This is a genomic window from Hydrogenophaga pseudoflava (assembly GCF_004353865.1).
GTDB lineage: Bacteria > Pseudomonadota > Gammaproteobacteria > Burkholderiales > Burkholderiaceae_C > Hydrogenophaga > Hydrogenophaga pseudoflava.
Window position 1 is genome coordinate 1,735,289 of the sequence record NZ_CP037867.1, and the last position, 24,641, is coordinate 1,759,929.

A 24,641-nucleotide genomic window follows, 5' to 3' on the forward strand; every position below is an offset into this window, starting at 1 on the left:
GTCCGGCCCCGGTCAAGACTAGAAACCACCATGAAGACCCTGGAACAGCGGCTGGAGAGCCTGGGAGCCGAGCGACTGCGCGGCATGCGGCGTGGCCTGGAGAAGGAGAGCCTGAGGTCGCAACCCGACGGCAAGCTTGCGCTGACGCCGCACCCCGCGGCGCTCGGCAGCGCGCTCACGCACCCGCACATCACCACCGACTATTCCGAATCGCAGCTGGAGCTGATCACCGGTGTGCACGCCAGCGTGGAAAGCTGTTTGGCCGAACTCACCGAGATCCACCAGTTCACCCTGCGCAGCCTGCAGGCACAGGGCGGTGCGGCGGGTGAAGAGATGCTCTGGGCGTCCAGCATGCCGTGTGGCCTGCCGACCGACGAAACCATCCCGCTCGGGCGCTACGGCTCCTCCAATGTCGGGCGGGCCAAGAGCGTCTACCGCATGGGCCTGGGGCACCGCTACGGCCGCCGCATGCAGACTATCAGCGGCATCCACTACAACTGGTCGCTGCCCGGGGTGGACAACCAGGGTTACTTCGCGCTCATCCGCAACTTTCGCCGCCACGCCTTCCTGCTGCTGACGCTCTTCGGAGCATCGCCGGCCCTGTGTTCGACCTTCGTCGAAGGGCGCCAGCACGAGCTGCAGCCCCTCGGCAGCAGCGGCACCCTGCACATGCCGCACGGCACCAGTCTGCGCATGGGGCGCCTGGGCTACCAGAGCGATGCACAGTCCTCGCTGGCCGTGAGCTACAACAGCCTCGAAGGCTATGCGGCCTCACTGCACGACGCGCTCACACGGCCGTGGCCGGCCTACGAAACCGTGGGCATCCGCAACCCCGGGGGCGACTACAACCAGTTGGCCACCACCCTGCTGCAGATCGAGAACGAGTTCTACGGCACCATCCGGCCCAAGCGCGTGATCCACCAGGGCGAGCGCCCGCTGCACGCCCTGCGCGAGCGCGGGGTCGAGTACATCGAGGTGCGCCTGATGGACCTCAACCCTTTCGAGGCCATCGGCATCGATGCGGCCACGCTGCGCTTCCTGGACGTGTTCCTGCTGCACTGTCTGCTGTCGGACAGCCCGCCCGACACGCCGGAGGAAATCCGCGAACTGGCCCACAACCAGCACCTGACCGCTGCGCGCGGCCGCGAACCCGGCCTGCACCTGCTGCGCGGCGGGAGCGAAGTGGCGCTGCAGGACTGGGGGCTGGAGATCCTCGACCAGCTTGCGCCGATTGCCGACCACCTGGACGCGCTGCATGGTGGCGCCTCGCATCGCGAGGCGGTCGCCGCAGCGCGTGCCGCGCTGCTGTCCCCGGACACGCTGCCGTCGGCGCGTGTGCTGGCCGCCACCCGGCAGCAGCACGGTTCCTCGTTCATCGACTTTGTCCGCACCCGCTCGCGTGCCATCCGCCAACAGCTGCTGGACCTGCCCTGGAATGCGCAGCAACAGTCGCGCTACGTGGACATGGCGGTGCGCTCACTGGCGGCTCAGCAGGCCATCGAAGCGGCCGATTCCATGCCGTTCGAGGTCTACCGGCAGGAGTACGTGTCCCCGGCCCGCCTGATGCCGCGCTCGGTGGTGGCCCAGGCTGCCTGAGTCTGTTGCGAAACACCCTGCTGGTGCAGGGTGTATGTCCGCGGCGGTGAATTCCTGCGGTCTCCGGTCCTATCCTGTGCCCTCCTTTTCATCCAGGAGACCGCCATGGCACCCACCCCGCGCCTGACCGCCGCCGATTTCGACCAGGAACTGCTCATCCTTTTCGACGCCTACGTGCACGGCGACATCGACCGCCGGGGGTTTCTGGACAAGGCGGCGAAGTTCGCGGTCGGGGGTCTCACGGCCGCCGGTCTGCTCGCGGCGCTCAGCCCGGACTTCGCAATCGCCCAGGTGGTGCCCCAGGGCGATCCGCGCATCACCACCGAGCGCATCGACGTGGACTCGCCCAATGGTTCGGGCAAGGTCCGGGCCTACCTGGCCAAACCGGCCAAGGCCTCGGGCAAGCTGCCGACGGTGCTGGTGGTGCATGAGAACCGTGGCCTGAACCCGCACATCGAGGACATCGCCCGCCGGCTGGCGGTGGACGGCTACCTGGCGCTGGCTCCCGATGCGCTCACGCCGCTGGGTGGCTACCCCGGCGACGAGGACAAGGCCCGCGCGCTGTTCGCCCAGCTCGACCAGTCCAAGACCCGGCAGGACTTCCTGGCCGCGGCGGCCGTGCTCAAGGCGCGCGCCGACGGCACTGGCAAGCTGGGGGTGGTGGGCTTCTGCTACGGCGGTGGCATGGCGCATTTCCTGGCCACGCAGCTGCCCGACCTGGCGGCTGCCGTGCCCTTCTACGGCAACCACCCGCCGGTGGAGGACGCCGCCAAGGTCAAGGCGCCGCTGCTGATCCACTTCGCCGCGGTGGACGAGCGCATCAACGCCGCCTGGCCGGCCTACGAGGCTGCGCTCAAGGCCGCCGGTGTGCGCTACACCGCCCACCAGTACCCGGGCACCCAGCACGGCTTCAACAACGACACCACGCCGCGTTTCGACGCCGCCGCCGCGAAACTGGCCTGGGACCGCACCCTGGCGTTTTTCGCCCAGCACCTGAAAGTCTGAGCGGGCTCAGTCGCCTGGACCCTCCAGCCGGACATCGCTGAGCGGGTAGGCCACACAGGGCAGCACCGCGCCCGTGGTCTTTTCTTCGGGCAGCAGCCCGGGCCAGTCCACGCCATAGCGCACCTGTCCCGCGGTGAGCCGGCCGATGCAGGTCCGGCAGGTGCCGTTGCGGCAGGAGGCCGGCCAGGGCACGCCGGCGGCCAGCAGGGTCTGCAGCAGGGTGCGCTGCTCGGGGGCCTGAAGCGCGAGGCCCTGATCGGGCAGGTCCAGGACCCAGCTGCGGGGGATATCTTCTATCGGCATGGCCCGAATCTAACTGCTGGGCGGGTTGTATGGTCCTGCCTGTTCAACAGGCAGACTGAGGATTGCTCTTGTACATCAACGACTTAGCTCGCCCGTACAGGACTTCTCCAAGCTTATCCACAAGCTTGTCCCGGAAATCTTGGGACAAGTTGAGAAGTGTCAAAGCCATCGGGATGCGGTCTGGCTAGAGTCCAAGGTTTTTCCTGAACCTGTTTTTAGACCATGTACAGCCTCACCGGCGCAGACCGGGCCTACCGCTTGCTCTCCGGCGCCGCCATTCTTCTGGTAGCGGTGTTTTCGCTCACCGGCCTGCTGCAGGTGCTGGCCTACGCCTCGGCCGGCCTGGTGCTCACCACCGCGATCATCAACGCCTGCCCGCTGGTGGAGCTGCAGGTCCGCAGCGCTTCTTGATCAGGCCTCGCCGCCAAAGCGCTTGATCAGGTTGGCGATGTACTTTTCGACCAGCTTCTCGAACTCGCCCTCGACCACCGGCACCACCACCATCTTCATCAGCCCGGGCAGCGGCACCTCGATATCGCCCTGAATGGCGAGTGCGACCGCCGTGTGCTTTTTCTGGTCGCTGATGTCCCAGCTGCCTGAGACCAGGGCGTTGCCCACGCCCTTGACCGGGGTCCACTTCACCGTGCCCTGGCCCTTGGCCGCGTCCCACTTGCTGACGTACTTGCAGGCGTAGACCGTCTGGATGTTGACCTGGGCCGTGCCCACCTTTTCCATCTCCCAGCGGTAGCTGTTGCCACCCAGATCGACCAGCTGGTCGACTTTGGGAAAATGGCTGACCGACGTCGGCACGTCCGACAGCAGCTCGAACACCTCGGCGGCTTTGGCCTTGACGTTGAATTCGTAGCCCAGATCGATCTTCACGGTGATGGCCATGGGGTCTCCTCTTGTGGTTGGCTGAAAAATCATTGTGGCACGCAGCGGCCACGCACACAGAACGGCATTTCATGAGCATCCAGTGGTTCCCCGGTCACATGCACCTGACGCGGCAGGCGATCGCCGAGCGCGTCAAGGAAATCGACGTCGTGATCGAAATGCTCGACGCACGCCTGCCCGGCAGCAGCGCCAACCCGCTGATGCAGCAGCTCACCAGCGGCCGGCCGACGCTGAAGGTGCTCAACAAGCAGGACATGGCCGACCCGGCGCGCACCGCGCTCTGGCTGGCGCACTACAACGCCCAGCCCGACACACGCGCCATCGCGCTGGATGCCAGCGTCACGGCACCCGCGCGGGCGCTCATCGACGCCTGCTTCGAGCTGGCGCCCAGGCGCGGCGGCATGGTCAAGCCCATGCGGGTGCTTATCTGCGGCATTCCCAACGTCGGCAAGTCCACGCTGATCAACACGCTCAAGGGCAAGCGCGCCGCCAAGACCGGCGACGAGGCCGGCGTCACGCGCACCGAGGCGCGCATCGCGCTGGCCGACGACTTCTATCTGTACGACACGCCGGGCATGCTCTGGCCGCGCATCTTCGTGCCCGAGAGCGGCTACAACCTGGCCGCCAGCGGCGCGGTGGGCAAGAACGCCTACGACGAAGAAGAGGTGGCCTACGAGCTGATCGCCAAGCTCAAGACCGACTACCCGCAGCTTATGGAGGCACGCTACCAGCTGGGCCTGTCGCCCGAGGCATGGGCGCAGACCCACGACGACGAGCTGGTCGAAGCCATCGGGCGCAAGCGCGGCGCGCTGGCCGGCGGCGGCCGGGTGAACATGCAGAAGGCCGCAGAGCTGGTGATCGCCGATTTCCGCGCCCTGCACATCGGTCGCATCACGCTGGAGACGCCCGAGCAGTTCGCGCGCTGGCTCAAGGCCGGGAAGCAGGCCGACGCCGAACGCGCGGCGCGCAAGAAGAAGCTGCGCGACGAGGGGCACATCAGCCCGGAGCGCAAGCCCAAGGCGGACAAGCGCCCGTCGGCGCGCAAGCCACGTTGACCCACCCGAGACTCCGAATGTCCACCATCGCTCCGCCCACGAACCCCGAGGCCGATCCGCGCGTCCAGGCCGTCTTCGACGACATCCGCGCCACGCGCCAGACCGACTTCATCAACAACATGTGGCGCTACCTGGCCTTCGACCCGGCGCTGCTGGAGCAGACCTGGGCCGAGGTCAAGCGGGTGATGGCCACGCCGTCCACGCTGGACCCGCTGACCAAGGAGCTGGTCTACATCACCGCGTCCATCATCAACGGCTGCAGCTACTGCGTGCACTCGCACACCGCGGCCGCCACCGCCAAGGGCATGACGCGCGAACAGCACGCCGAGCTGCTGTCTATCATCGCGCTGGCGGCCAAGACCAACCAACTGGCCACGGGCCTGCAGGTGCCGGTGGACCCGGCATTCCAGAAGGCTTGAGCCGGGTCAAGGACGGCGCCGCGGCACGGGTGCAGCATGGGCCTTTTGGGAGCCCCGCCATGAGCACCGAAGCACGCCGCATCCTGATCGTCAACGGCCACCCCGACGCCGGGGCGCGCCACCTGCTGCACCAGTTGATCGATGCCTACGCCGGGGGCGCGCAGGCGGCGGGCCATCAGGTTCGGCGGGTGGACGTCGGGGCGCTGGACTTTCCGCTGCTGCGCAGCGCGGCGGAATGGGAGCATGGCGCGCTGCCCGAAGGGCTGAAGGCCGCCCAGGACGACATCGCCTGGTGCCAGCACCTGCTGCTGTGCTTTCCCCTCTGGCTGGGTGACATGCCGGCCATGCTCAAGGGCTTCCTGGAGCAGGTGGCGCGGCCCGGTTTTGCCTTCCACCGCGACGAGAAGAACCCGTTCGGCCAGAAAGCGCTGGGCGGGCGCTCGGCCCGCATCGTGGTGACCATGGGCATGCCGGCGCTGCTGTACCGCTGGTACTTCCGCGCCCACAGCGTCAAGTCGCTGGAGCGCAACATCCTCGGGTTTGTGGGCATCGCCCCGGTGCACGAAACCCTGGTCGGGCTGGTGGACCGGCTGGGCGAGCCGGGTGTGGCGCAGTGGTGCGCCAGGCTGCGCAAGCTGGGCGCGCAGGCGGCCTGAGCGGCTGCCACGCGGGCCTCAGCCCTCGACCTTCACACCCTTCCAGAACGCCACGCGCCCGCGGATGTTCTCGGCTTCGGGCTTGGGGTCCGGGTAGTACCAGGCGGCGTCGGCATTGAGCTCGCCGTTGACCAGCAGGGAGAGGTACTTGGCCTCGCCCTTCCAGGGGCAGGTGGTCCGGTGGTTGCTGAACGTGACGAAAGCGCGGTTGAGCGCGCCCTCGGGGAAGTAGTGGTTGCCTTCGACCAGCACCGTGTCGTCGCTCTCGGCGACCACGGCGCCGTTCCAGGTGGCTTTCATGCGGACCGTCCCCGGCTCACTTGAATTTGTCTTTGTCCTTGCCGCGCGGGATCACCGCGGTGACCGGCGGGACCGGACGGTCGGAACTGACCGGGCCCTTGGGCACCGACGTGTCCTTTTTCGGCTTCTTGCTCATCTTTTCGTTGCGCTGTTCCTTGCCCATGGTGTGCTCCGTTGGAAATGGCCACGCACTGCGGCCGATCGCGCGATGTTACCGGCCCGCGGGCGGGTTCTGCAGCGCCTCCAGCTCGTAGGGTGGTGCCACCGTGACGGCCACGTCGAGCGTGTGGCGGGCGCCGCCCTGGATGACGCCGCGCATGGGCGAGACGTCGGCGAAGTCGCGGCCGGTGGCCAGCGTCACATAGTCCTCGCCGGGGCTGCCCCAGCCGCAGCGGTTGTTGGTGGGGTCGAAGTCGAACCAGGCGCCCAGCGCCGGTTCGTCGCCGGCCTGCGCGCCGGTTCCCGGTGGCAGGGGCACGTAGACCGAGACCCAGGCGTGCGAGGCGTCGGCGCCGATCAGGCGCGGTTGGCCCGGTGGAGGCTGGGTGAGCAGGTAGCCGCTGACATAGCGCGCAGGCAGGCCCAGGCTGCGCAGGCAGCCGGTCATGATGTGGGCGAAGTCCTGGCACACGCCCTTGCCCTGCGCCAGCGCAACCAGGGCCGGGGTGTTGACTTCGGTGCTGGCGGTTTCGTAGGTCAGCCCGCTGTGGATGCGCTCCATGAGCGCACGCACGGCGGACAGCATGGGCAGGCCGTTTTCGAAGGCCGGCCGGGCAAAGGCAGTGAAAGCATCGTCGCGCGGCACATGGGGGGACGCAAACAGGAACTCGCTGGCGGGGTCGTAGGGCGCGCGGGCGCGGTAGCGGAAATGATCGCGCACGGCCTCCCAGGTCTGCGTCTGCCAGGCCGGGTCGTCGGGCAGCGGCGCGGGCGCGCGGGTGTCCACCCGGCTGTCGGCCGTGACGGTGAGCACCTCGTGCGGCGCCTGCAGCGAGAAGAAGGTGCGCAGGTTGCCGAAGGCGTCGGTGGTCTGGCTGCGGGCCGCCGGTTCGGGCGAGATCGTCAGCGTGTGCGACCGCACGGTCTGGGTGGGCGTGTCCACCGGCGAGAGGTGGACCATGTGCTGCGCCAGGTCCACGCTGCCCTGGTAGCGGTAGGTGGTGGTATGCAGGACGCGCAGGTCCATGGCTCAGACGCCGACGCTTCGCGTCTTGCGGTCGGCGTGGCTGAAGTGCAGCCGCGTGATTTCGTCGGACAGCTCGGCCGCCGCGGTCTCGCAGCCGTCCAGCAGCTCGGCGAGGGTGCTGTAGCGCATGGTCTGCCCCTCGCGCTGCCAGCTGCTCAGCTCGGTCAGCACCCACACGTCGGGGTCGGGCAGGCCCTGGGCCAGCACCGCGTCCTGTGGCGTGGCGCTCTGCGAGAGCTTGGCCAGCCGCGAGCGCAGGGTCTGCACCACCCAGGCGATGGAGCGCGGGTTGTCCCGGTCCATCACCAGGAGATCGATCAGCGCCACCATGTCGCGCCGCTGCTGGTACTGGGCGTGGAAGGTGATGGTGCTGTCGAACAGCGCGACCACCGACTCGAAGCCCGTCGGGTCGTCCATGCAGCGGTGCTCCAGCCCGAGCGAGAGCGCGCGCGAGAGCGTGATCAGCCGCTCGATGTGGCGGCCCACGGACAGCAGGCGCCAGCCGTTGTCTCGCACCATGCGGTCGGTTTGCGCGCCGGTGATGGCGGCCAGCCGCTCGCTCAGCGCCGCGAGCGCGGCCAGCGCCTCGGCGGTGCCGTACTCGGCGTCGGCCGCCATGGCGGCGCAGTCCTGCGCGAAGCTGGCCTCGGCGTGTTCGATCAGGTTCCAGTGTTCGGGCGAGAGCCGGTCGCGCACCTGGGCGGCCGCGCCCTTGAGCGCGCGCAGGTTGTGGCCCACGCTGCAGCTCTGGCCCGCCAGGGGCGAGCCCGGCGCGGGCGACAGGCTGGCCATGAGCGAGCGCGCGAACACGCGCGCGGCCTGCTCGGCGCCGGGCACGTCGTCCAGCACCAGGGCGTTTTCGCGGGCGGTGGCCGAGAGCCAGGCGAGCAGCGCGCGCGAGCTGGGCTCTTCGCCACCGAGGTGGTCGAGCACGATGCGCGCAAGCCGCACCGCGTTTTCGGCGCGCTCGGTGTAGCGGCCCAGCCAGAACAGGTTTTCGGCGGCGCGGCTGGTGACCGGGCGTTTCTGATGCGCCAGGGCCAGTGTGCTGGGCTGTGACTGCAGCAGGCTGGTGGTGTCGACCTCGCCGTCGGTCATCACCCAGCAGTCGGCGCTGGATCCGCCGCGCTGCATGGACGCCATCAGCTGACCGCGGGGCGCCAGCCGCACCAGGCCGCCGGGCAGCACGCGCCAGCTCTGCGGCCCGTCGGCGAGAGCAAAGACGCGCAGCATGGCCGAGCGCGGCAACAGGCGCTCGCCGGTCCAGGTGGGCGTTTGCGAGAGCGGCAACCAGGACTGCACGGTGTAGTCGTCGGGGTGGCGCACCATGCGGCCCGACCATTCGTCCAGCTCGCGGGCGTTCAGGCTCTGGCCGATGGCCGTCTCCAGACCCGAGCCAGGGTAGGTGGGTTTGATCACGCCGCCCTTGAGCAGGGGCAGCACCTCGCGCAGCGCAGCGTCTTCGCCGCACCACCAGGTGGCCAGCGAGGGCAGTTCCAGTTCCTCGCCCAGCAGGTGGCGGCTGATGGCGGGCAGGAAGCCCAGCAGCGCGCTCGATTCCAGCGGCGCCGAGCCCGGTGCGTTGGCCAGCAGCAGGTTGCCCGCGCGCAGCACCTGCAGCAGGCCGGGCACGCCCAGGCCGGAGTCCGGGCGCAGCTCCAGCGGGTCCAGCCACTGGTCGTCCACGCGTTTGATCAGCGCGTGCACCGGCTCCAGGCCCTTGAGTGTCTTGAGGTAGAGGCGCTGGTCGCGCACCGTCAGGTCGTTGCCCTCGACCAGGGTCAGGCCCAGGTAGCGCGCCAGGTAGGCGTGCTCGAAGTAGGTTTCGTTGTAGGGGCCGGGTGTGAGCAGGGCGATGCGCGCGTCCTCACCCTCGGGCGACAGCGCCTTGATGCCGTCCATCAGCGCCCGGTAGCTGGCAGCCAGGCGCTGCACCTTCATGCCGGCAAAGGCCTTGGGGAACTGCCGCGCGATGGCGATGCGGTTTTCCAGCAGGTAGCCCAGGCCCGAGGGCGCCTGGGTGCGCTGGCCGACCACCCACCAGCGCCCGTCGGGACCGTGCGCGAGGTCGAAGGCGGCGATGTGCAGCCAGGTGTTGCCCGGCGGCGTCACACCCTTCATGGCGCGCAGGTAGCCTGGATGGCCCTGGGCCAGCGCCGTGGGCAGCAGGGCGCGGCGCAGCAGCTCCTGCGGGCCATAGAGGTCGGCCATCATGCCGTTGAGCAGGCGCGCGCGCTGCAGCACGCCGGCCTCGATCTGTGCCCATTCCCGCGGGTCCACGATCATGGGGAACAGGTCGAGCGCCCAGGGGCGCTGCAGACCGCTGGCGGCGTCGGCGTAGACGTTGTAGGTGACGCCGTTGTCTCGGATCTGGCGCTGCAGGTTCTCGGCGCGGCGGTTCAGGTCGGCCAGACCGTCGGTGCCTACGTGGTCGAAGAAGCGGCCCCAGCGCGGGGCCAGGGCCCGCGGGTCGCCGCTGTCGCGCAGCTCGTCGCGGTGCCCGGCGTCGGCGGGCACCGACCACGACAGGGCCCAGTCCCCGGGGGATTCGGGGCTGAGTTCGTCGAACAGGTTGTCTCTGGATTCTTCCGGGGTCACGGCTCTGGAGTATGCCCGTGGCTCCTTCTTTGGGGGACCCCGGGGCGGTTCGGGCCGTTGCATCCTTCAAAGACCCGTGGCTGCGATCACTGGCGCAAATCCAGCGTGAACGGGAACTCCCGGCTGGGTGTCGCCGCGTTCACCACCAGCTTGCCCGCGGTGTGGCCCATCTGGAAGAAGCGCGAGAGGCGCCGGCTTTCGGCCTCGTAGGCGTTGATCGGGAAGCTGTCGTAGTTGCGGCCGCCCGGGTGGGCGACGTGGTACTGGCAGCCGCCGAGCGACTTGTGCATCCAGGTGTCGACGATGTCGAAGGTCAGCGGCGCGTGCACGCCGATCGACGGGTGCAGCGCCGACGGCGGGTTCCAGGCCTTGTAGCGCACACCGGCCACGTGTTCGCCCGCGGTGCCGGTGGGCTGCAGGGGCAGGGCGCGGCCGTTGCAGGTGATCACGTAGCGGCTGTCGTTGTAGCCGCTCACGCGCACCTCGATGCGCTCCAGCGACGAGTCCACATAACGCACCGTGCCGCCGGGTGCGCCTTCTTCACCCATCACGTGCCAGGGCTCCAGCGCGTTGCGCAGCGTGAGTTCGATGCCGCGCGCGGCCACCTGGCCCACCAGCGGGAAACGGAACTCGAAGTGCGGCTCGAACCAGGCCATGTCGAAGCGGTAGCCCACCCCGGCCAGATCGGCCAGCACGTCCTCGAAGTCCATGCGGATGAAGGTGGGCAGCAGGAAGCGGTCGTGCAGCTCGGTGCCCCAGCGGGTGAGCTGGCCGCGCCAGGGCTGCTGCCAGAAGCGCGCGATGAGGGCGCGCAGCAGCAGCTGCTGGGCGATGCTCATGCGGGCGTGCGGCGGCATCTCGAAGGCGCGCAGCTCCAGCAGGCCCAGGCGGCCGGTGGACGAGTCGGGCGAGTAGAGCTTGTCGATGCAGAACTCGCTGCGGTGGGTGTTGCCGGTGACGTCGATCAGGATGTTGCGCAGCGTGCGGTCCACCAGCCAGGGCGGCATGTCCTGGCCGTGGCGCTGTCGGCTCTGTTCGATCTGGTTGAGCGCGATCTCCAGCTCGTAGAGCTGGTCGTTGCGCGCCTCGTCCACGCGCGGGGCCTGGCTGGTCGGGCCGATGAACAGGCCGCTGAACAGGTAGGACAGCGAGGGGTGGTTGTGCCAGTAGGCCACCAGGCTGCCCAGCAGCTCGGGCTTGCGCAGGAAGGGTGAGTCCGACGGCGTGGCGCCGCCGAGAACGAAGTGGTTACCCCCGCCGGTGCCGGTGTGGCGGCCGTCGGTCATGAACTTCTCGGCGCACAGGCGGGTCTGGTGCGCGGCCTCGTAGAGGAACTCGGTGCGCTCGACCAGCTCTTCGAAGCTGCTGCTGGGGTGGATGTTGACCTCGATCACACCGGGGTCGGGCGTGACCTGCAGCATCTTCAGGCGCGGGTCGCGAGGCGGTGGATAGCCTTCGAGCACGATCTTCATGCCCAGGCGCTCGGCCGTGTCCTCCACCGCCGAGAGCAGGTCCAGGTAGTCCTCCAGCCGCTGCATCGGTGGCATGAAAACGTAGAGGTGCTGGACCTTGCCGCCGCTGGCCTTCTCGGCCTTGGGGCCGTTGGCGCGCTGCGGGTCGCGCGCCTCCACCACCAGCGCGGTGCGGGTCAGCCAGGCGGCCGACTCGCCGCGCTGCGGCAAGCGGGACGAGAGCTGCTGCGCCGGCGAAGAGGCCGGGTGCGGCTGGCCTCGGCGCAGGCCGAGTGCTTCGGTTTCGTTGCCCGACCCCTGTTCGTCGAACCAGTCGGTGCCCTGCAGCGAGACGGTGCCGCCTTCGGCGAAACCGCCACCCACGGTGTACGGGTGCACCTGGTGGCGCAGCGCCGCGCCAGAGGGCAGCGGGTCGCGCGCGCTGTGCGGGTCCTGCTCGATGTGGTAGGGGTAGTCGCCCATGGACACCCAGGGCAGCGAATCCAGCGGCAGCCGGTAGCCCATGGGCGAGTCGCCGGGAATCAGGTACATGCGCTCATCGCGGAAGAACCAGGGGCCGGTGGACCAAACCGTGCCGCTGACGCGGTGGTAGGCGCTCTTGCCGTTGTTAGACAGTGGTCCGTGGCCCGAGGCCTGCAGCGGCAGCACGTAGCCCACGGTGGCGTCCAGACCCTGGCCGAACACACGGCGCAGGCGCTGGCGCTCCAGCTCGTCGTCGAGCTTGCTGTCGAACGGGTCGACGTTGACCGGCAGGCGGCGCTCGCGCCACAGGTAGTACCAGGTGTCCTCGTAGCCCGGGGTGATGTACTGGGTCGACAGACCCAGCCGGCGCGCCAGCGCCTGTGTGAAGCGCTGCGCGTCGTCGGCGCTGTAGTGGGCCTCGTCGCGCTCGTCGGCCAGCAGGGCTGGGTTGCCCCAGCAGGGTTCGCCGTCGGCGCGCCAGAACACCGACAGCGCCCAGCGCGGCAGCTGTTCGCCCGGGTACCACTTGCCCTGGCCCATGTGCACGAAACCGCCGTCGCCGTAGCGCTCGCGCAGGCGGCCCAGCAGCTCGGTGGCGTAGCCGCGCTTGGTCGGGCCCAGCGCGTCGGTGTTCCATTCGGCGGCGTCGCGGTCGCTCACGGCCACGTAGGTGGGCTCACCGCCCTGGGTCAGCCGCACGTCGCCCCTCACCAGATCGGCGTCGACCTGCTCACCCAGCTTCAGCACCTCGGCCCACTGGTCTTCGGTGTAGGGCTTGGTCACGCGCGGCGATTCGTAGATGCGGGTGACGGCCATGTGGTGGCTGAACTCGACCTCGCATTTGTCCACGCCGCCCTCGACCGGCGCGGCGCTGGAGGGCTGCGGCGTGCAGGCCAGCGGGATGTGGCCTTCGCCGGCCAGCAGGCCCGAGGTCGGGTCCAGGCCGATCCAGCCGGCGCCGGGCAGGAACACCTCGCACCAGGCGTGCAGGTCGGTGAAGTCCTGCTCGGGGCCGCTGGGGCCGTCGATGGCCTTCACGTCGGGGGTCAGCTGGATCAGGTAGCCCGAGACGAAGCGCGCCGCCAGACCCAGGTGGCGCAGCAGCTGCACCAGCAGCCAGCCCGAGTCGCGGCAGGAGCCGCTCTTGAGCGTGAGCGTCTCTTCGGGCGTCTGCACGCCCGGCTCCATGCGGATGGTGTAGCCGATGTCCTTCCAGAGCTTCTGGTTGATACCGACCAGGAAGTCGATGGTGCGCTGCTCGCTGCGGTCGACCTGCTCCAGGTAGCTCTTGACCAGCGGCGTCAGCGGCGCCGCGGCGAGGTAGGGCGCCAGCTCCTGCTGCTGGGCCTCGTCGTAGGTGAACGGGAACTTCTCGGCGCGCGGTTCGAGGAAGAAGTCGAACGGGTTGTGCACCGCCATCTCGACCACCAGGTCGATGGTGACCTTGAACTCGGTGGTCGGCTCGGGAAAGACCAGGCGCGCCTGGTAGTTGGCGAACGGGTCCTGCTGCCAGTTGATGAAATGGCCCGCCGGTTCGATCTTCTGCGAGTACGACAGCACCTTGGTGCGGCTGTGCGGCGCCGGGCGCAGGCGGACCACCTGCGGGCCGAGTTTGACCAGGCGGTCGTACCGATAATGGGTGATGTGGCTCAGGGCGACATGGATGGCCATGCTGGGGTCACTTTCAACAGGGAGTCACAAACAATGAAAACGCTGTCAGGGCGGGCTGCCGCGCGCGTTCGACAAAAACTAGCAAGTCCCGCGCCACGGCGCACGGCCCTCTGGCAGGCGGGCTGATGCACCCGCTGTGGGCGGTGCTGCCCGGTGCCGTGCTGGGCGTGGCCCTGCAACTGCTGCAGGCCCGGCTGTGGCCGGTGGCGGGGTACGCGGGGCTGCTGGCGGCGGCGCTCTTGCTGGCCGGCGTTGCTGCACGGGTCGGGGCCAGGCGACGTGCCGGGCTTGCGCTGGGCGCCGCCCTGCTGGCGGGTGCGCTCGCGGCGGCCGGAGCAACGGGCCTGCGCGCTGCGCGCCACCAGGCGCAGGCGCTGGCCACCGGTCTGGAGGGCGTGAACCTGGTGGTCACCGGGCAGGTGGCCACCATGCCCCAGCGGGGCGCCGACAACGACCGCTTCGAGTTCACCGTCGAATCGGCGACGCGGGACGGCCAGGCGGTGGACCTGCCGCCACGGTTGCTGATCAGCGACTTCCGGGGTCGGGGGGCGGGACGCACCTGGCGCGCGGGCGACGCCTGGCGGCTGACGGTGCGTCTCAAGCGTCCGCACGGTGCCTCCAACCCCCAAGGCTTCGACCGCGAGCGCTGGCTCTGGGAGCAGGGCATCGGCGCCACCGGCTACCTGCGCGATGGCCCGCGCGACACGGCGCCGGTGTTCCTCGGCGCCAGCGGCGGCCACCCGGTCGAAGCGGCGCGCCAGTGGGTGGCGGACCGCATCGCTGCGCGTGTGCAGGACCCGCGCAGCGCCGGTGTGCTGGCGGCGCTGGTGGTGGGCGACCAGGCGGCGATCGAGCGCAGCGACTGGACCCTGTTTCGCGACACGGGTGTGGCTCATCTGATGAGCATCTCCGGTCTTCATGTCACCGTGTTTGCGTGGCTGGCCACGGCGTGCATCGGCTGGGGCTGGCGGCGCTGGGCCCATGCGTGGCCGGGTGTGCTGCTGGCGGTGCCGGCGCCGCGGGCGGCGGCCTGGGGTGGTGTGGCGGCCGCGGCGGCCTACGCGCTGTTTTCGGGCTGGGGCGTGCCGGCGCAACGAACGGTTCTGATGCTGGCGCTGGTGGTGGGGCTGCGGCAGGGCGTGCGCCAGTGGCCCTGGCCCCTGGTCTGGCTGCTGGCGATGGTGGCGGTGCTGGCGTTGGACCCCTGGGCGCTGGTGCAGCCGGGGTTCTGGCTCAGCTTTGTGGCGGTGGGCATCCTGTTCGCTTCGGGATCTCGGCAGAAGGCGGGGCCGGTGCGCCGCCTGCTGCGCGAGCAGGCGGTCGTCACGGTGGCGCTGGCGCCGCTGGGGGTGCTGCTGTTCGGGCAGCTGTCGCTGGCGGGGCTGGTGGCCAACCTGCTGGCCATTCCCTGGGTGACGGGTGTGGTCACGCCGCTGGCCATGCTGGGCGTGATCGTGCCGCCGCTGTGGGATCTGGCGGCGTGGGCCGTTCAGGGGCTGGTGGCGTGCCTGGAGTGGCTCGGCAACTGGCGCTGGGCCACGCTGTTCCAGCCCATCCCGCCCCTGCCGCTGGCGCTGAGTGGCGTGGCCGGCGGGCTGCTGCTGGTGCTGCGCCTGCCCTGGTCCCTGCGCTCGGCTGGTCTGGTGCTGCTGGCGCCGATGCTGGCCTGGTCGCCCGCCCGGCCCAAGATGGGTGAGTTCGAGGTGCTGGCGGTCGACGTGGGGCAGGGCAGCGCGGTGCTGGTGCGCACCGCCGGCCACAGCCTGCTCTACGACACCGGCCCGCGCTACGGCCCGGGCAGCGACGCCGGCGACCGGGTGGTGGTGCCGCTGCTGCGCGCGCTGGGCGAGACGCCCGACACGGTGGTGGTGAGCCACCGCGACAGCGACCACTCGGGCGGTTCGGCCGCGGTGCGCGCCGCCTGGCCGCAGGCGCGCTGGCTGTCCTCGTCCGGTGAAGGCGAGCGCTGCCTGGCCGGGCAGCGCTGGCGGTGGGACGGGGTGGACTTTGAACTGCTGCACCCGTCGCCCGAACATTTCGACGCCGCCGGCCAGGGACGGCTGCCGAGCAATGCCATGTCCTGCGTGCTGCGCGTGGGCAACGGCCGGCGCTGGGCCTGGCTCAGCGGCGATCTGGACGCCGAGCGCGAAACCCGGCTGGCGCTGGCGCAGCCGCAGTTGCGGGCCGACCTGCTGCTGGCGCCGCACCACGGCAGTGCATCGTCCAGCAGCCCGGTGCTGCTCAACACCCTGCGGCCTTCGGTGGCGCTGGTCCAGTCGGGCTACCGCAACCAGTTCGGGCACCCGGCACCGGTGGTCCGGGACCGCTACAACGCGCGGGGCATGCGGTGGGTGACATCGCCCCAATGTGGTGCGGCTCTGTGGCGCAGCGATGAGCCCTTGAGCGTGCATTGCCACCGGGATGCCGTGCGCCGCTACTGGCACCATCCGGGTGCGCCCGTGGCGGACGAGGGCGATGAGGCGGACCCCGGCGGGTGACCACTGGCCCGCTCCTTGCTATGCTGGGTGCAGGAGAAAAAGCCCATGAGCCGACCGATGTTTGACGAAATGAACGCCTCGCCCAGCGAGGTGCGGGCCCACTACCTGAACTACGCACGGTGGCTGGCACAACAACCCGAGGAGGTCATGGCATCGCGCCGCGAGGAGGCGGAAATGATCTTCCGCCGCGTCGGCATCACCTTCGCGGTGTACGGCGCCAAGGACGAAGACGGCGCCGGCACCGAGCGCCTGATCCCCTTCGACCTGATCCCGCGCATCATTCCCGCGCACGAGTGGAAGAGCATGCAGGCCGGCCTGGTGCAGCGCGTGACCGCGCTCAACCGCTTCATCCACGACGTCTACCACGAGCAGGAGATCATCAAGGCCGGCCACATCCCGGCCGAGCAGGTCTTCCAGAACGCGCAGTTCCGCCCCGAGATGATGGGCGTGCAGGTCCCCAACCAGATCTACTCGCACATCGCGGGCATCGACATCGTGCGCGCGCCCAATGCGAAAGGCGAGGGCGAGTACTACGTGCTCGAAGACAACCTGCGCGTGCCCAGCGGCGTGAGCTACATGCTCGAGGACCGCAAGATGATGATGCGGCTGTTCCCCGACCTGTTCGGCCAGAACCGCGTGGCGCCGGTGGCGCATTACCCCGACCTGCTGCTGGAAACCCTGCGAGCGGTCAGCCCTGCGACCACCGCCGAACCCACGGTGGTGGTGCTCACGCCCGGCATGTACAACAGCGCCTACTTCGAGCATGCGTTCCTGGCGCAGCAGATGGGCGTGGAGCTGGTCGAAGGCCAGGACCTGTTCGTCAAGGACAACTTCGTCTACATGCGCACCACCAAGGGCCCCAGGCGCGTGGACGTGATCTACCGCCGCGTGGACGACGACTTCCTCGACCCGCTGGTGTTCCGCCCGACCTCCACGCTCGGTTGCGCCGGCCTGCTGGGCGTGTACCGCAGCGGCAACGTGACCATCTGCAACGCGGTGGGCACCGGCATCGCCGACGACAAGTCGATCTACCCCTACGTGCCCAAGATGATCGAGTTCTACCTGGGCGAAAAACCGATCCTCAACAACGTGCCCACCTTCATGGGCCGCAACCCGGATGACCTGAAGTACATGCTGGACAACATGGCCGAGCTGGTGGTCAAGGAGGTGCACGGCGCGGGCGGCTACGGCATGCTGGTCGGCCCCGCTGCGACCAAAGCCGAGGTGGACGAGTTCCGCGCCGTGGTCAAGGCCAAGCCCGACGGCTACATCGCGCAGCCCACGCTCAGTCTCTCGACCTGCCCGACCTATGTGGAGAAGGGCATCGCGCCGCGCCACATCGACCTGCGCCCCTTCGTGCTCTCGGGCAAGGAGGTGCAGATGGTGCCGGGTGGCCTGACGCGCGTCGCGCTCAAGGAAGGCTCACTGGTCGTCAATTCCTCTCAGGGCGGAGGAACGAAAGACACCTGGATTCTGGAAAACTGAGAAAGACACGACATGCTTTCGCGTACCGCCGACCACCTTTTCTGGATGTCCCGCTACACCGAGCGGGCCGAAAACACCGCGCGCATGCTCGATGTGAACTACCAGACCTCGCTGCTGCCGCAGTCCGCCGCGGTGGCGCAGGTGGGCTGGCAGGGCCTGCTGTCGATCAGCGAGCTCATGCCCAGCTACACCGCCAAGTACGGCCATGACATCACGCCGCGCAACGTCATGGACTTCATGGTGCGCGACGAGTCCAACCCGTCGTCCATCGTGTCCTGCCTGCGCGCGGCGCGCGAGAACGCGCGGGCGGTGCGCGGCGCGCTGACCACCGAGCTGTGGGAGACGCAGAACGCCACCTGGCTCAAGCTGGCGGGATACCTCAAGTCCAGGGACTTCGAGCGCGACCCGGGCGCCTTCTTCGAATGGGTCAAGCACCGCTCGCACCTGTCGCGTGGCGTGGCGGTGGGCACCATGTTGCAGGACGAGGCCTTCCACTTCTACCGCATGGGTTCCTTCCTGGAACGCGCCGACAACACGGCGCGGCTGCTGGATGTGAAGTTCCACGCGGTGCATAGCGACTTCTTCGGTGCCGCCAGCGAGCAGGACCAAGAGTACGACTTCTATCACTGGAGCGCGATCCTGCGCTCCGTCTCCGGCTTCGAGGTGTACCGCAAGGTCTACCGAGACGTGATCACGCCCGAGCGCGTGGCCGAGCTGCTGATCCTGCGCCCGGACATGCCGCGCAGCCTGGCAGCCAGCATGAACGAGGTGGTGGCCAACCTGAGCGTGGTGGCCAACGAGATATCGGCCGAAACCCAGCGCCGCGCCGGCAAGCTCAAGGCCGACCTGCAGTACGCGCGCATCGACGAGATCCTCTCGACCGGCCTGCACGCTTTCCTGACCCAGTTCCTGGACCGGGTAAACGAACTCGGCGGCCGCATCAGCCAGGACTTCCTGGTGCCGAGTCACTGATCCGGACGGGTACCATGCGGGTCCCCGGCGCGAACCGGAGCCCGCATGAAACTCGTCATCCACCACCACACCCGCTTCCGCTACAGCCAGCCGCTGCTCTACACGGTGCAGTCGCTGCACCTGTGGCCGGTCAGCAGTGCCTGCCAGAGCGTCGAGCACTGGGAATTGCGCGTGCCCGGCACCCTGTGCAGCCAGCCCGACATCGAGGGCAACCGCGTGCACAGCTTCTCGCTTTCCGCGCGGCCCGAGAAGAACCTGCGCGAGAACAGCGTCACCGCCCGGGGCACCGTGGTGACCCACGGGGTGGCCGAGTTCACCGATGCGCCGACCCTGCCGCCGCCAGGCTTCTACCTGCGCTCGACCCCGCTGGCCGAGCCGTACCCACGCATGGCCATGTGGGCCTTGCAGGCGGAGCCCGGTCTCATGGCCGCGCGTGCGCGGGGTGAACGGCCGGGCGCAGCCGACCTGCTGGCCCTGGCCGGCGCCGTGGCCGACAAGGTGCAGTACCGCAAGGGCAGCACGGGGGTGGAAACCACCGCGCTCGAGTCCTTCGACTGGGGGCTGGGCGTGTGCCAGGACCAGGCGCATGTGATGGTGGCGGTGTGCCGCAGCATCGGCCTGCCGGCGCGCTACGTCAGCGGGTATTTCTACGCCGCCAACGAACCCGATCTGGCCAGCCACGCCTGGGTGGACGTGTGCGTGGACCCGGCGAACCGCCGCTGGCTCAGCCTGGACGTGACCCACCGCTGCCCGACCGACGAACGCCACATTCGCCTCGCGGCTGCCACCGACTACAGCGCCTGCACGCCGGTCAAGGGGCTGCGGCGAGGTGGGGGCGAGGAGGACATGTCGGTGGACGTGCGGATCTCACTTGCGTGAGCGCGCTGGTCAGGGCCGCTTGACCAGGGCCTCGACGGTCTGGCCCAGTTCGATCACTGCCAGTGCGTAGTAGCTGCTCCAGTTGTAGCGCGTGACCACGTAGAAGTTGTCCGTGCCGGCGAGGTAGGTGGGGGCCGACCCGCCGTTGGCCGGGTCGCCGTTCTGCAGTTCGATCAGCGCCAGCTTGCCGATGTGTTTCTTCGCTTCGGCTTCCAGCACGGCGCCCTTGGCGGCAAAGCTCTCTGCGCTGAAGCTGGGCAGGATGTCGGGGGCGAGCAGGGCGTCCTTGTCCAGCGTGTTCAGGTCGAAGCTCACCGGGTAGTGCGTGGGCTGGCCAGGCTGCCAGCCGTAGGCCTTGAAGTAGTTGGCCACCGATCCGATGGCGTCGACCGGGCTGTTGAACAGGTCGATCTTGCTGTCGCCATCGAAGTCGATCGCGAAGCGCGCCCAGCTGCTGGGCATGAACTGCGGCCAGCCCATGGCGCCGGCGTAGCTGCCGCGCAGGGCCTGCGGGTCCATGCCGGTGCGGTGGGTCAGGCTCAGGAACTGTTCCAGCTCGCTGCGGAAGAACTCGGCCCGGGCTTCGGCGCGCGGGTGGCTGGCCGGGAAGTCGAAGGCCAGCGTGGCCAGCGCGTCGATCACGCGGAAGTTGCCGGTGTGCTGGCCGTACAGGGTTTCGACCCCGATCACGCCGACGATCAGGCTGGCGGGCACGCCGTACTCGCGCTCGGCGCGTTCCAGGGCTGCGCGGTGGGTGTCCCAGAAGCGCTGCCCGGCGCGCAGCCGCACCGGTTCGATGAAGCGCGCGCGGTAGGCGGCCCAGTTCTTGTAGGCGGCGCGGGGCGCCGGCAGCGACAGCCGGATCGCGGTGGGCTGGCGGCGGGCGGCGCCGATCTGCTCACGCACCCATTGGGGGTCGAGACCGCGGCGCTGGGCCAGGTCGTCGGCAAACGCCATGGCCGCCGGCGACTCGGCGTACACCGTGATCTCCGCTGCAGGTGCTGTGGGCGCGGGCGCAACAGGCGGTGGTGCAGCAGGCCGGGGCTCGGCCGCCAGAGGCTCGCCAGCCGGCTCAGCCGCGGGCAGCGGGGTGGCCGGTACCAGGGTGGGTGCGACAGGTGTGGTTTCCACCGGCGTCTGTGCCTGCGCGGCCGTCCAGGCCAGAGACAGGGACAGCAGCGCGGGAACCAGGGCGGGTCGGGATCGTGTGCTCATGGGGTTGCCTGCCGTTCGGGCCAGGACATCTGTTGAAACTGTTTCTGCAGCGCGGCCAGCGTGTCCGGACTGTGGGGCGCGTAGCGCAGCGCTTCGAGGCGCAGCAGCCAGGCACTCAGCTGCTGCGTGAAAAGCTCGTCACCGAGCTGCGCTGATGCGACGCGCGCCAGCTCGCGCGGTGTGGCGTGCTCGCCGGCTTCAATGCCAAGTGCGGCCAGGCGGCGCCGCACGCGCGCCAGCGTGCGCAGCCAGGGGTCGTGCTGCTGGCGTTCCCACAGGGCCCAGGCGGCGCCCGCGAGGCTGACCAGCACGACCACGCCGATCAGCACATAGGCCAGATCGGTCCAGCTCGGCGACTCGAAGCCCAGATTCTTCAGCAGGTCCAGCTGGCTGCCCTGCGTGTAGTTCAGCACCCACTGGTTCCAGCCGTTGTTCACCGCTTCCCAGACGTCGCGCAGTTGCTGCGCAAGGGTGGGATTCAGCGTGCCCAGGGCGGCACCAATGGCACCCTGGGGCGCCACCAATCGCTCGAACGAACCGATGCGGGACGGCGACACCGCGCTCGTGGGGTCCACGCGCACCCAGCCCTGGCCCTGCAGCCAGACCTCGGCCCAGGCGTGGGCATCGCGCTGGCGCACGGTCCAGTAGCCGTCGACGGCGTTGAGCTCGCCGCCCTGGTAGCCGGTGACGATGCGGGCCGGGATGTCGAGCGCGCGCATCAGGATCACGAAGCTGGACGCGATGTGCTCGCAAAAGCCTTCCTTGCGGTCGAACCAGAACTCGTCGGCGGTGTGCTGGCCATAGACCCCGGGATCGAGTGTGTAGGTGTAGCCGCCGGTGCGCAGGCGGTTGAGTGCCGCCTCGATCAGCGCCGGAGCGGACTGCGGCCCCGACCCGTGCTCGCGCCGCAGCTCCTGGGCGAAGGCCAGGGTGCGCGGGTTGAAGCCGGCGGGCAGCGCGATCTGGTCCTGCAGCGCCAGCGACGGCTCCAGCGGACCGTGGCGGAAGCGGGTGTGGCTCTCGGCGCGGTAGCGCACCAGCTCCGTCACCGGCCGCCGCACGAACCACTGCAGCTCCGGCGTCATGAATGCCTTGAGGCCCTGCAGCTCGGGCGCCTGGGTGGCCGCTTCGAGCACGAACACCCAGGGGCGGTGGTTCGGCTCCATGGTGACTTCGTAACGGATCGGCTCACCCGCAAAGGTCAGGTTGGCCTGCAGCTCCATGTGGGGCGGAAAGGTCGAGCGCAGCGGCTTCCATTCGACGCCGTCGAAATCGGTGAGCACCGGTCCGCGGAAATACAGCTCGCGCTGCGGCGGCACCGGACCGTCAAAGCGCACACGCAGCGCAATGCGGTCGTCCAGCACCAGCTCGGCGATCTGGCCGACCCGCATTTTTCCGGACAGACCCGAGCGGCCGTCCATGCCGTCGCCCGGCACGCCCCACAGCGGCGAGAGGCGGGGGAACAGCATGAAGGCCACCACCATGATCGGCGCGCCCAGCAGGGCCAGCCGCGTCGCAATGCCCGCGGTCTGCCGCAGCGGCGGATGCCCCACCGGCATGTGGGCATTCACGACGGCGGTCAGCAGCCCCAGCAGCGCCACCAGGATGCCGGCGGCCGTCAGCAGCGACTGCGAATAGAAGAAGTGCGTCAGCAGCGTGAAGAAACCGAGGAAGAACACCACGAAGGCATCGCGGCGCGCCCGCAGCTCCAGCGTCTTGAGCGCCAGCAGCACGACGATCAGCGTGACCCCTGCGTCGCGGCCGAGCAGGGTCTTGTGGGTCCACCAGGTGGCGGCGAGTGTGACCAGCAGCAGGCCGATGCGCCAGCGCCATCCGGGCAGCGGCCGGCCCCGCAGGGTGAGCGAGGCGCGCCAGACCAGCACGCACGCCGTCAGCGCCGAGCACCACCCGGGAATGTGCGGCACCTGCATCATCACGACCCAGGCGATGACGGCCAGCAGGAACAGGGTGTCGCGGGTGTCCCTGGGCAAGGTGGCTGTCCAGTTTTCGCGGGAAGACGCGGAGCGGCGCAGGGGGAGTTTCATACCAGGGCCAGCGCCTCCAGGCAGCGGGCGCGGTGGGTCGGGCCCTGGTCGGGGGCCAGTTCGCGGCCGGGGATGCGCAGGCCATAGTCCAGCCCCAGGCGCTCGGCCATCAGCACCCAGGCGGTGAGGCGCGACAGGCGGGATTCGAGGTCGGGGGCGCCGCAGCGGGTGTGGTCCAGCCAGAGCTGCTGGCGCTGCGTGGACAGGGCATCCCGGCTGACCAGGTCGTCGCGACCGGCGGCAAAGGTCTGAGCCGCCTTCTTCCAGACGATGGATTTCTGCGGGTCGCCCCGCCGGTAGGCGCGCACGCCGTCGAACTCGCCGGTGGTCTGCACGCTCGCGCTGCCGGCGAAGCCCGGCTGCGGCTCACCGGGCGGCAGCGGCGGCGGGTGGGGCTCGGGTGCGGGGTAGACCAGCACCTGGGCCGCGGGGCGCCACACGGTCCAGACGCGGAAGGTGCCCATGGGAAACAGCGTGACCGCAGTCAGCGGCGCCAGCGCGTGCAGGCCGCGCCGGGCAAACACCGCTGCGACCTGCAGGCGCGTACTGCCCTGGGCCGGCACATCGGTCCAGGCCAGGTGTGTGTCGCCCGCGGACGCTTCACCGATCACGCCAATGCCGATGCCGTGGCGCGCCTTGCCCTGTTCGTTGGCCAGCCGGATGTCCAGCGCCGCCGCATGACCGGCATGCACCGGTGCGGGTGGGCTCAGGTGCAGAGTGAGGCCGCGCAGGTTGGCGTGGCAGCTGTGCATGCCGGTCAGTGCACTGCCGGCCAGCAGGAAGGTCAGCAGATAGCCCAGGTTCAGCTGGTAGTTGATGCTGCCCACCAGCAGCAGGAGCAGGGTCAGCGCCAGCATCCAGCCGGCGCGGGTGGGCAGGATGTAGACGTTGCGCTGGGTCAGCAGCAGGGTGTCGCTGCGCGGCAGACGCGCATGGAACCATTGTCGCAGCCGTTGGCGCAGGGCGTGCAGCGGGGCCAGCGGGCTCACGGGATGGGCGTGGCGTCGATCATGGCCCGCACCTGCTCCATCGCACCGCGGCCGGCGTCGCTGACCGGCACCAGGCGGTGCGCAGCGGTCTGCGGCAGGATGGCGGCGATGTCGTCCGGCGCCACGTAATTGCGCCCTTGCAGAAAGGCCTGCGCCTTGGCGGCCCGCACCACCGCCAGTGCGGCCCGGGGCGAGAGCCCCTGTGCGAACCAGCGGCCCGAGCGTGTGGCCGCCACCAGGTCCTGCAGGTACTCCAGCACCGGCTCGGCCGCGTGCACCGCCAGCACCTCGGCCTGCAGCCGTGCGAGATCGGCCGGCGAGAGCACGGCCGGCAGTTGTTCGATGAGCTCGCGCCGGTCGGCGCCGCGCAGCAGCTCGCGCTCGGCGGCGCGGTCCGGATAGCCCAGCGAGATGCGCATGTGGAAACGGTCCAGCTGCGATTCGGGCAGGGCGTAGGTGCCGAGCTGGTCGAACGGGTTCTGGGTGGCGATCACGAAGAAGGGCACCGGCAGGGCCCGGGTCTGACCCTCGACAGTGACCTGCTTTTCCTCCATCGCTTCGAGCAGCGCGCTCTGGGTCTTGGGGCTGGCGCGGTTGATCTCGTCGGCCAGCAGCACCTGCGCGAACACCGGACCGGGGTGGAACACGAAACCCTCGCGGCCGCGTTCGTAGATGGAGATGCCGACCAGGTCGCTGGGCATCAGGTCGGCGGTGAACTGCACGCGCGCAAACTGCAGTCCGAAAGACCGCGACAGCGCATGGGCGAGGGTGGTTTTGCCGACCCCGGGAACGTCCTCGATCAGCAGGTGTCCACCGGCCAGAAGACAGCCGACACAGTCTGAAACCTGGGCCGATTTGCCCACAATGACCGTGTTAAGCTGGTCCAGAAGCTGTCTGATTTTTGTGTCGGCATGCATGCCGCGAACCTTACCGTAAAAAAG

21 protein-coding genes are annotated in these 24,641 nt (G+C 69.4%); 10 read left to right on the top strand and 11 right to left on the bottom strand.

Annotated elements, in window-relative coordinates; all coding sequences use genetic code 11:
* Nucleotides 1–30 precede the first annotated feature (30 nt).
* Together gshA and HPF_RS08500 are read left to right on the top strand one after the other, a co-directional pair.
* On the top strand, nt 31–1,596 hold the full coding sequence (gene gshA, locus HPF_RS08495) for a glutamate--cysteine ligase (protein WP_133156323.1): 1,566 nt from the start codon (nt 31–33) through the stop codon (nt 1,594–1,596).
* Nucleotides 1,597–1,701: 105 nt separating this feature from the next.
* Nucleotides 1,702–2,601: a dienelactone hydrolase family protein gene (locus tag HPF_RS08500; RefSeq protein ID WP_133156324.1), complete on the top strand. Its 900-nt coding sequence runs from the start codon at nt 1,702–1,704 to the stop codon at nt 2,599–2,601.
* A 6-nt stretch (nt 2,602–2,607) separates the two neighbouring features.
* Here the strand turns inward: HPF_RS08500 and HPF_RS08505 are convergent, their stop codons facing one another.
* Entirely contained in the window at nt 2,608–2,904 is a 297-nt protein-coding gene (locus HPF_RS08505) for a 2Fe-2S iron-sulfur cluster-binding protein (protein WP_133156325.1), read from the bottom strand.
* A gap of 222 nt (nt 2,905–3,126) precedes the next feature.
* On the opposite strand from HPF_RS08505, the gene HPF_RS08510 reads away from it, so the two are divergent.
* The gene (locus HPF_RS08510) at nt 3,127–3,315 is read left to right on the top strand and encodes a YgaP-like transmembrane domain (protein WP_079365916.1); all 189 of its coding nucleotides are present in this window, start codon (nt 3,127–3,129) and stop codon (nt 3,313–3,315) included.
* On the opposite strand, the gene HPF_RS08515 is transcribed toward HPF_RS08510, so the two are convergent.
* Nucleotides 3,316–3,798 (bottom strand): SRPBCC family protein, encoded by a 483-nt coding sequence (locus tag HPF_RS08515; RefSeq protein ID WP_133156326.1) that lies wholly within the window; start codon nt 3,796–3,798, stop codon nt 3,316–3,318.
* Nucleotides 3,799–3,869: 71 nt separating this feature from the next.
* On the opposite strand from HPF_RS08515, the gene ylqF reads away from it, so the two are divergent.
* Genes ylqF through HPF_RS08530 form a run of 3 tightly spaced genes read left to right on the top strand, consistent with a single transcriptional unit; the run spans nt 3,870 to nt 5,928 of the window.
* Nucleotides 3,870–4,853: a ribosome biogenesis GTPase YlqF gene (ylqF, locus tag HPF_RS08520; protein ID WP_079365917.1), complete on the top strand. Its 984-nt coding sequence runs from the start codon at nt 3,870–3,872 to the stop codon at nt 4,851–4,853.
* Nucleotides 4,854–4,870: 17 nt separating this feature from the next.
* On the top strand, nt 4,871–5,272 hold the full coding sequence (locus HPF_RS08525) for a carboxymuconolactone decarboxylase family protein (RefSeq protein ID WP_133156327.1): 402 nt from the start codon (nt 4,871–4,873) through the stop codon (nt 5,270–5,272).
* A gap of 59 nt (nt 5,273–5,331) precedes the next feature.
* Entirely contained in the window at nt 5,332–5,928 is a 597-nt protein-coding gene (locus tag HPF_RS08530; RefSeq protein WP_133156328.1) for an NAD(P)H-dependent oxidoreductase, read from the top strand.
* An 18-nt stretch (nt 5,929–5,946) separates the two neighbouring features.
* On the opposite strand, the gene HPF_RS08535 is transcribed toward HPF_RS08530, so the two are convergent.
* From HPF_RS08535 to HPF_RS08550, 5 genes are read right to left on the bottom strand one after another with little or no spacing between them, the layout of a single operon-like run.
* Nucleotides 5,947–6,228: a DUF427 domain-containing protein gene (locus HPF_RS08535; RefSeq protein ID WP_079365920.1), complete on the bottom strand. Its 282-nt coding sequence runs from the start codon at nt 6,226–6,228 to the stop codon at nt 5,947–5,949.
* Between the two features lie 16 nt (nt 6,229–6,244).
* A complete protein-coding gene (locus HPF_RS23640; RefSeq protein WP_164868321.1) occupies nt 6,245–6,391 on the bottom strand; it encodes a hypothetical protein in 147 nt (48 codons plus the stop codon).
* A 48-nt stretch (nt 6,392–6,439) separates the two neighbouring features.
* Entirely contained in the window at nt 6,440–7,414 is a 975-nt protein-coding gene (locus tag HPF_RS08540) for a transglutaminase family protein (protein ID WP_133156329.1), read from the bottom strand.
* A gap of 3 nt (nt 7,415–7,417) precedes the next feature.
* Entirely contained in the window at nt 7,418–10,075 is a 2,658-nt protein-coding gene (locus HPF_RS08545; RefSeq protein ID WP_133156330.1) for a circularly permuted type 2 ATP-grasp protein, read from the bottom strand.
* Between the two features lie 23 nt (nt 10,076–10,098).
* On the bottom strand, nt 10,099–13,617 hold the full coding sequence (locus HPF_RS08550; protein ID WP_133156331.1) for a transglutaminase family protein: 3,519 nt from the start codon (nt 13,615–13,617) through the stop codon (nt 10,099–10,101).
* A gap of 125 nt (nt 13,618–13,742) precedes the next feature.
* Here HPF_RS08550 and HPF_RS08555 point away from each other — a divergent pair, with 125 nt between their 5' ends.
* Genes HPF_RS08555 through HPF_RS08570 form a run of 4 tightly spaced genes read left to right on the top strand, consistent with a single transcriptional unit; the run spans nt 13,743 to nt 19,451 of the window.
* Nucleotides 13,743–16,115 (top strand): DNA internalization-related competence protein ComEC/Rec2, encoded by a 2,373-nt coding sequence (locus HPF_RS08555; RefSeq protein WP_133156332.1) that lies wholly within the window; start codon nt 13,743–13,745, stop codon nt 16,113–16,115.
* A gap of 45 nt (nt 16,116–16,160) precedes the next feature.
* Nucleotides 16,161–17,600 carry a circularly permuted type 2 ATP-grasp protein gene (locus HPF_RS08560; protein WP_133156333.1) on the top strand — a complete coding sequence of 480 codons (1,440 nt, stop codon included), beginning with the start codon at nt 16,161–16,163 and terminating at the stop codon, nt 17,598–17,600.
* A gap of 12 nt (nt 17,601–17,612) precedes the next feature.
* Nucleotides 17,613–18,572 carry an alpha-E domain-containing protein gene (locus tag HPF_RS08565; RefSeq protein ID WP_079365925.1) on the top strand — a complete coding sequence of 320 codons (960 nt, stop codon included), beginning with the start codon at nt 17,613–17,615 and terminating at the stop codon, nt 18,570–18,572.
* Between the two features lie 45 nt (nt 18,573–18,617).
* Nucleotides 18,618–19,451, top strand: a complete 834-nt coding sequence (locus HPF_RS08570) for a transglutaminase family protein (protein WP_133156334.1) — start codon at nt 18,618–18,620, stop codon at nt 19,449–19,451.
* Nucleotides 19,452–19,460: 9 nt separating this feature from the next.
* Here HPF_RS08570 and mltB read toward each other — a convergent pair whose 3' ends face one another.
* From mltB to HPF_RS08590, 4 genes are read right to left on the bottom strand one after another with little or no spacing between them, the layout of a single operon-like run.
* Nucleotides 19,461–20,666 (bottom strand): lytic murein transglycosylase B, encoded by a 1,206-nt coding sequence (gene mltB / locus HPF_RS08575; RefSeq protein WP_133156335.1) that lies wholly within the window; start codon nt 20,664–20,666, stop codon nt 19,461–19,463.
* Nucleotides 20,663–22,711, bottom strand: a complete 2,049-nt coding sequence (locus HPF_RS08580) for a transglutaminase TgpA family protein (RefSeq protein WP_133156336.1) — start codon at nt 22,709–22,711, stop codon at nt 20,663–20,665. Before HPF_RS08580 ends, mltB begins: the two co-directional genes overlap by 4 nt.
* Nucleotides 22,708–23,700: a DUF58 domain-containing protein gene (locus HPF_RS08585; RefSeq protein ID WP_243721707.1), complete on the bottom strand. Its 993-nt coding sequence runs from the start codon at nt 23,698–23,700 to the stop codon at nt 22,708–22,710. Before HPF_RS08585 ends, HPF_RS08580 begins: the two co-directional genes overlap by 4 nt.
* Nucleotides 23,697–24,617, bottom strand: coding sequence for an AAA family ATPase (locus tag HPF_RS08590; RefSeq protein ID WP_133156337.1), 921 nt, complete (start codon nt 24,615–24,617; stop codon nt 23,697–23,699). Before HPF_RS08590 ends, HPF_RS08585 begins: the two co-directional genes overlap by 4 nt.
* Between the last annotated feature and the right edge of the window lie 24 nt (nt 24,618–24,641).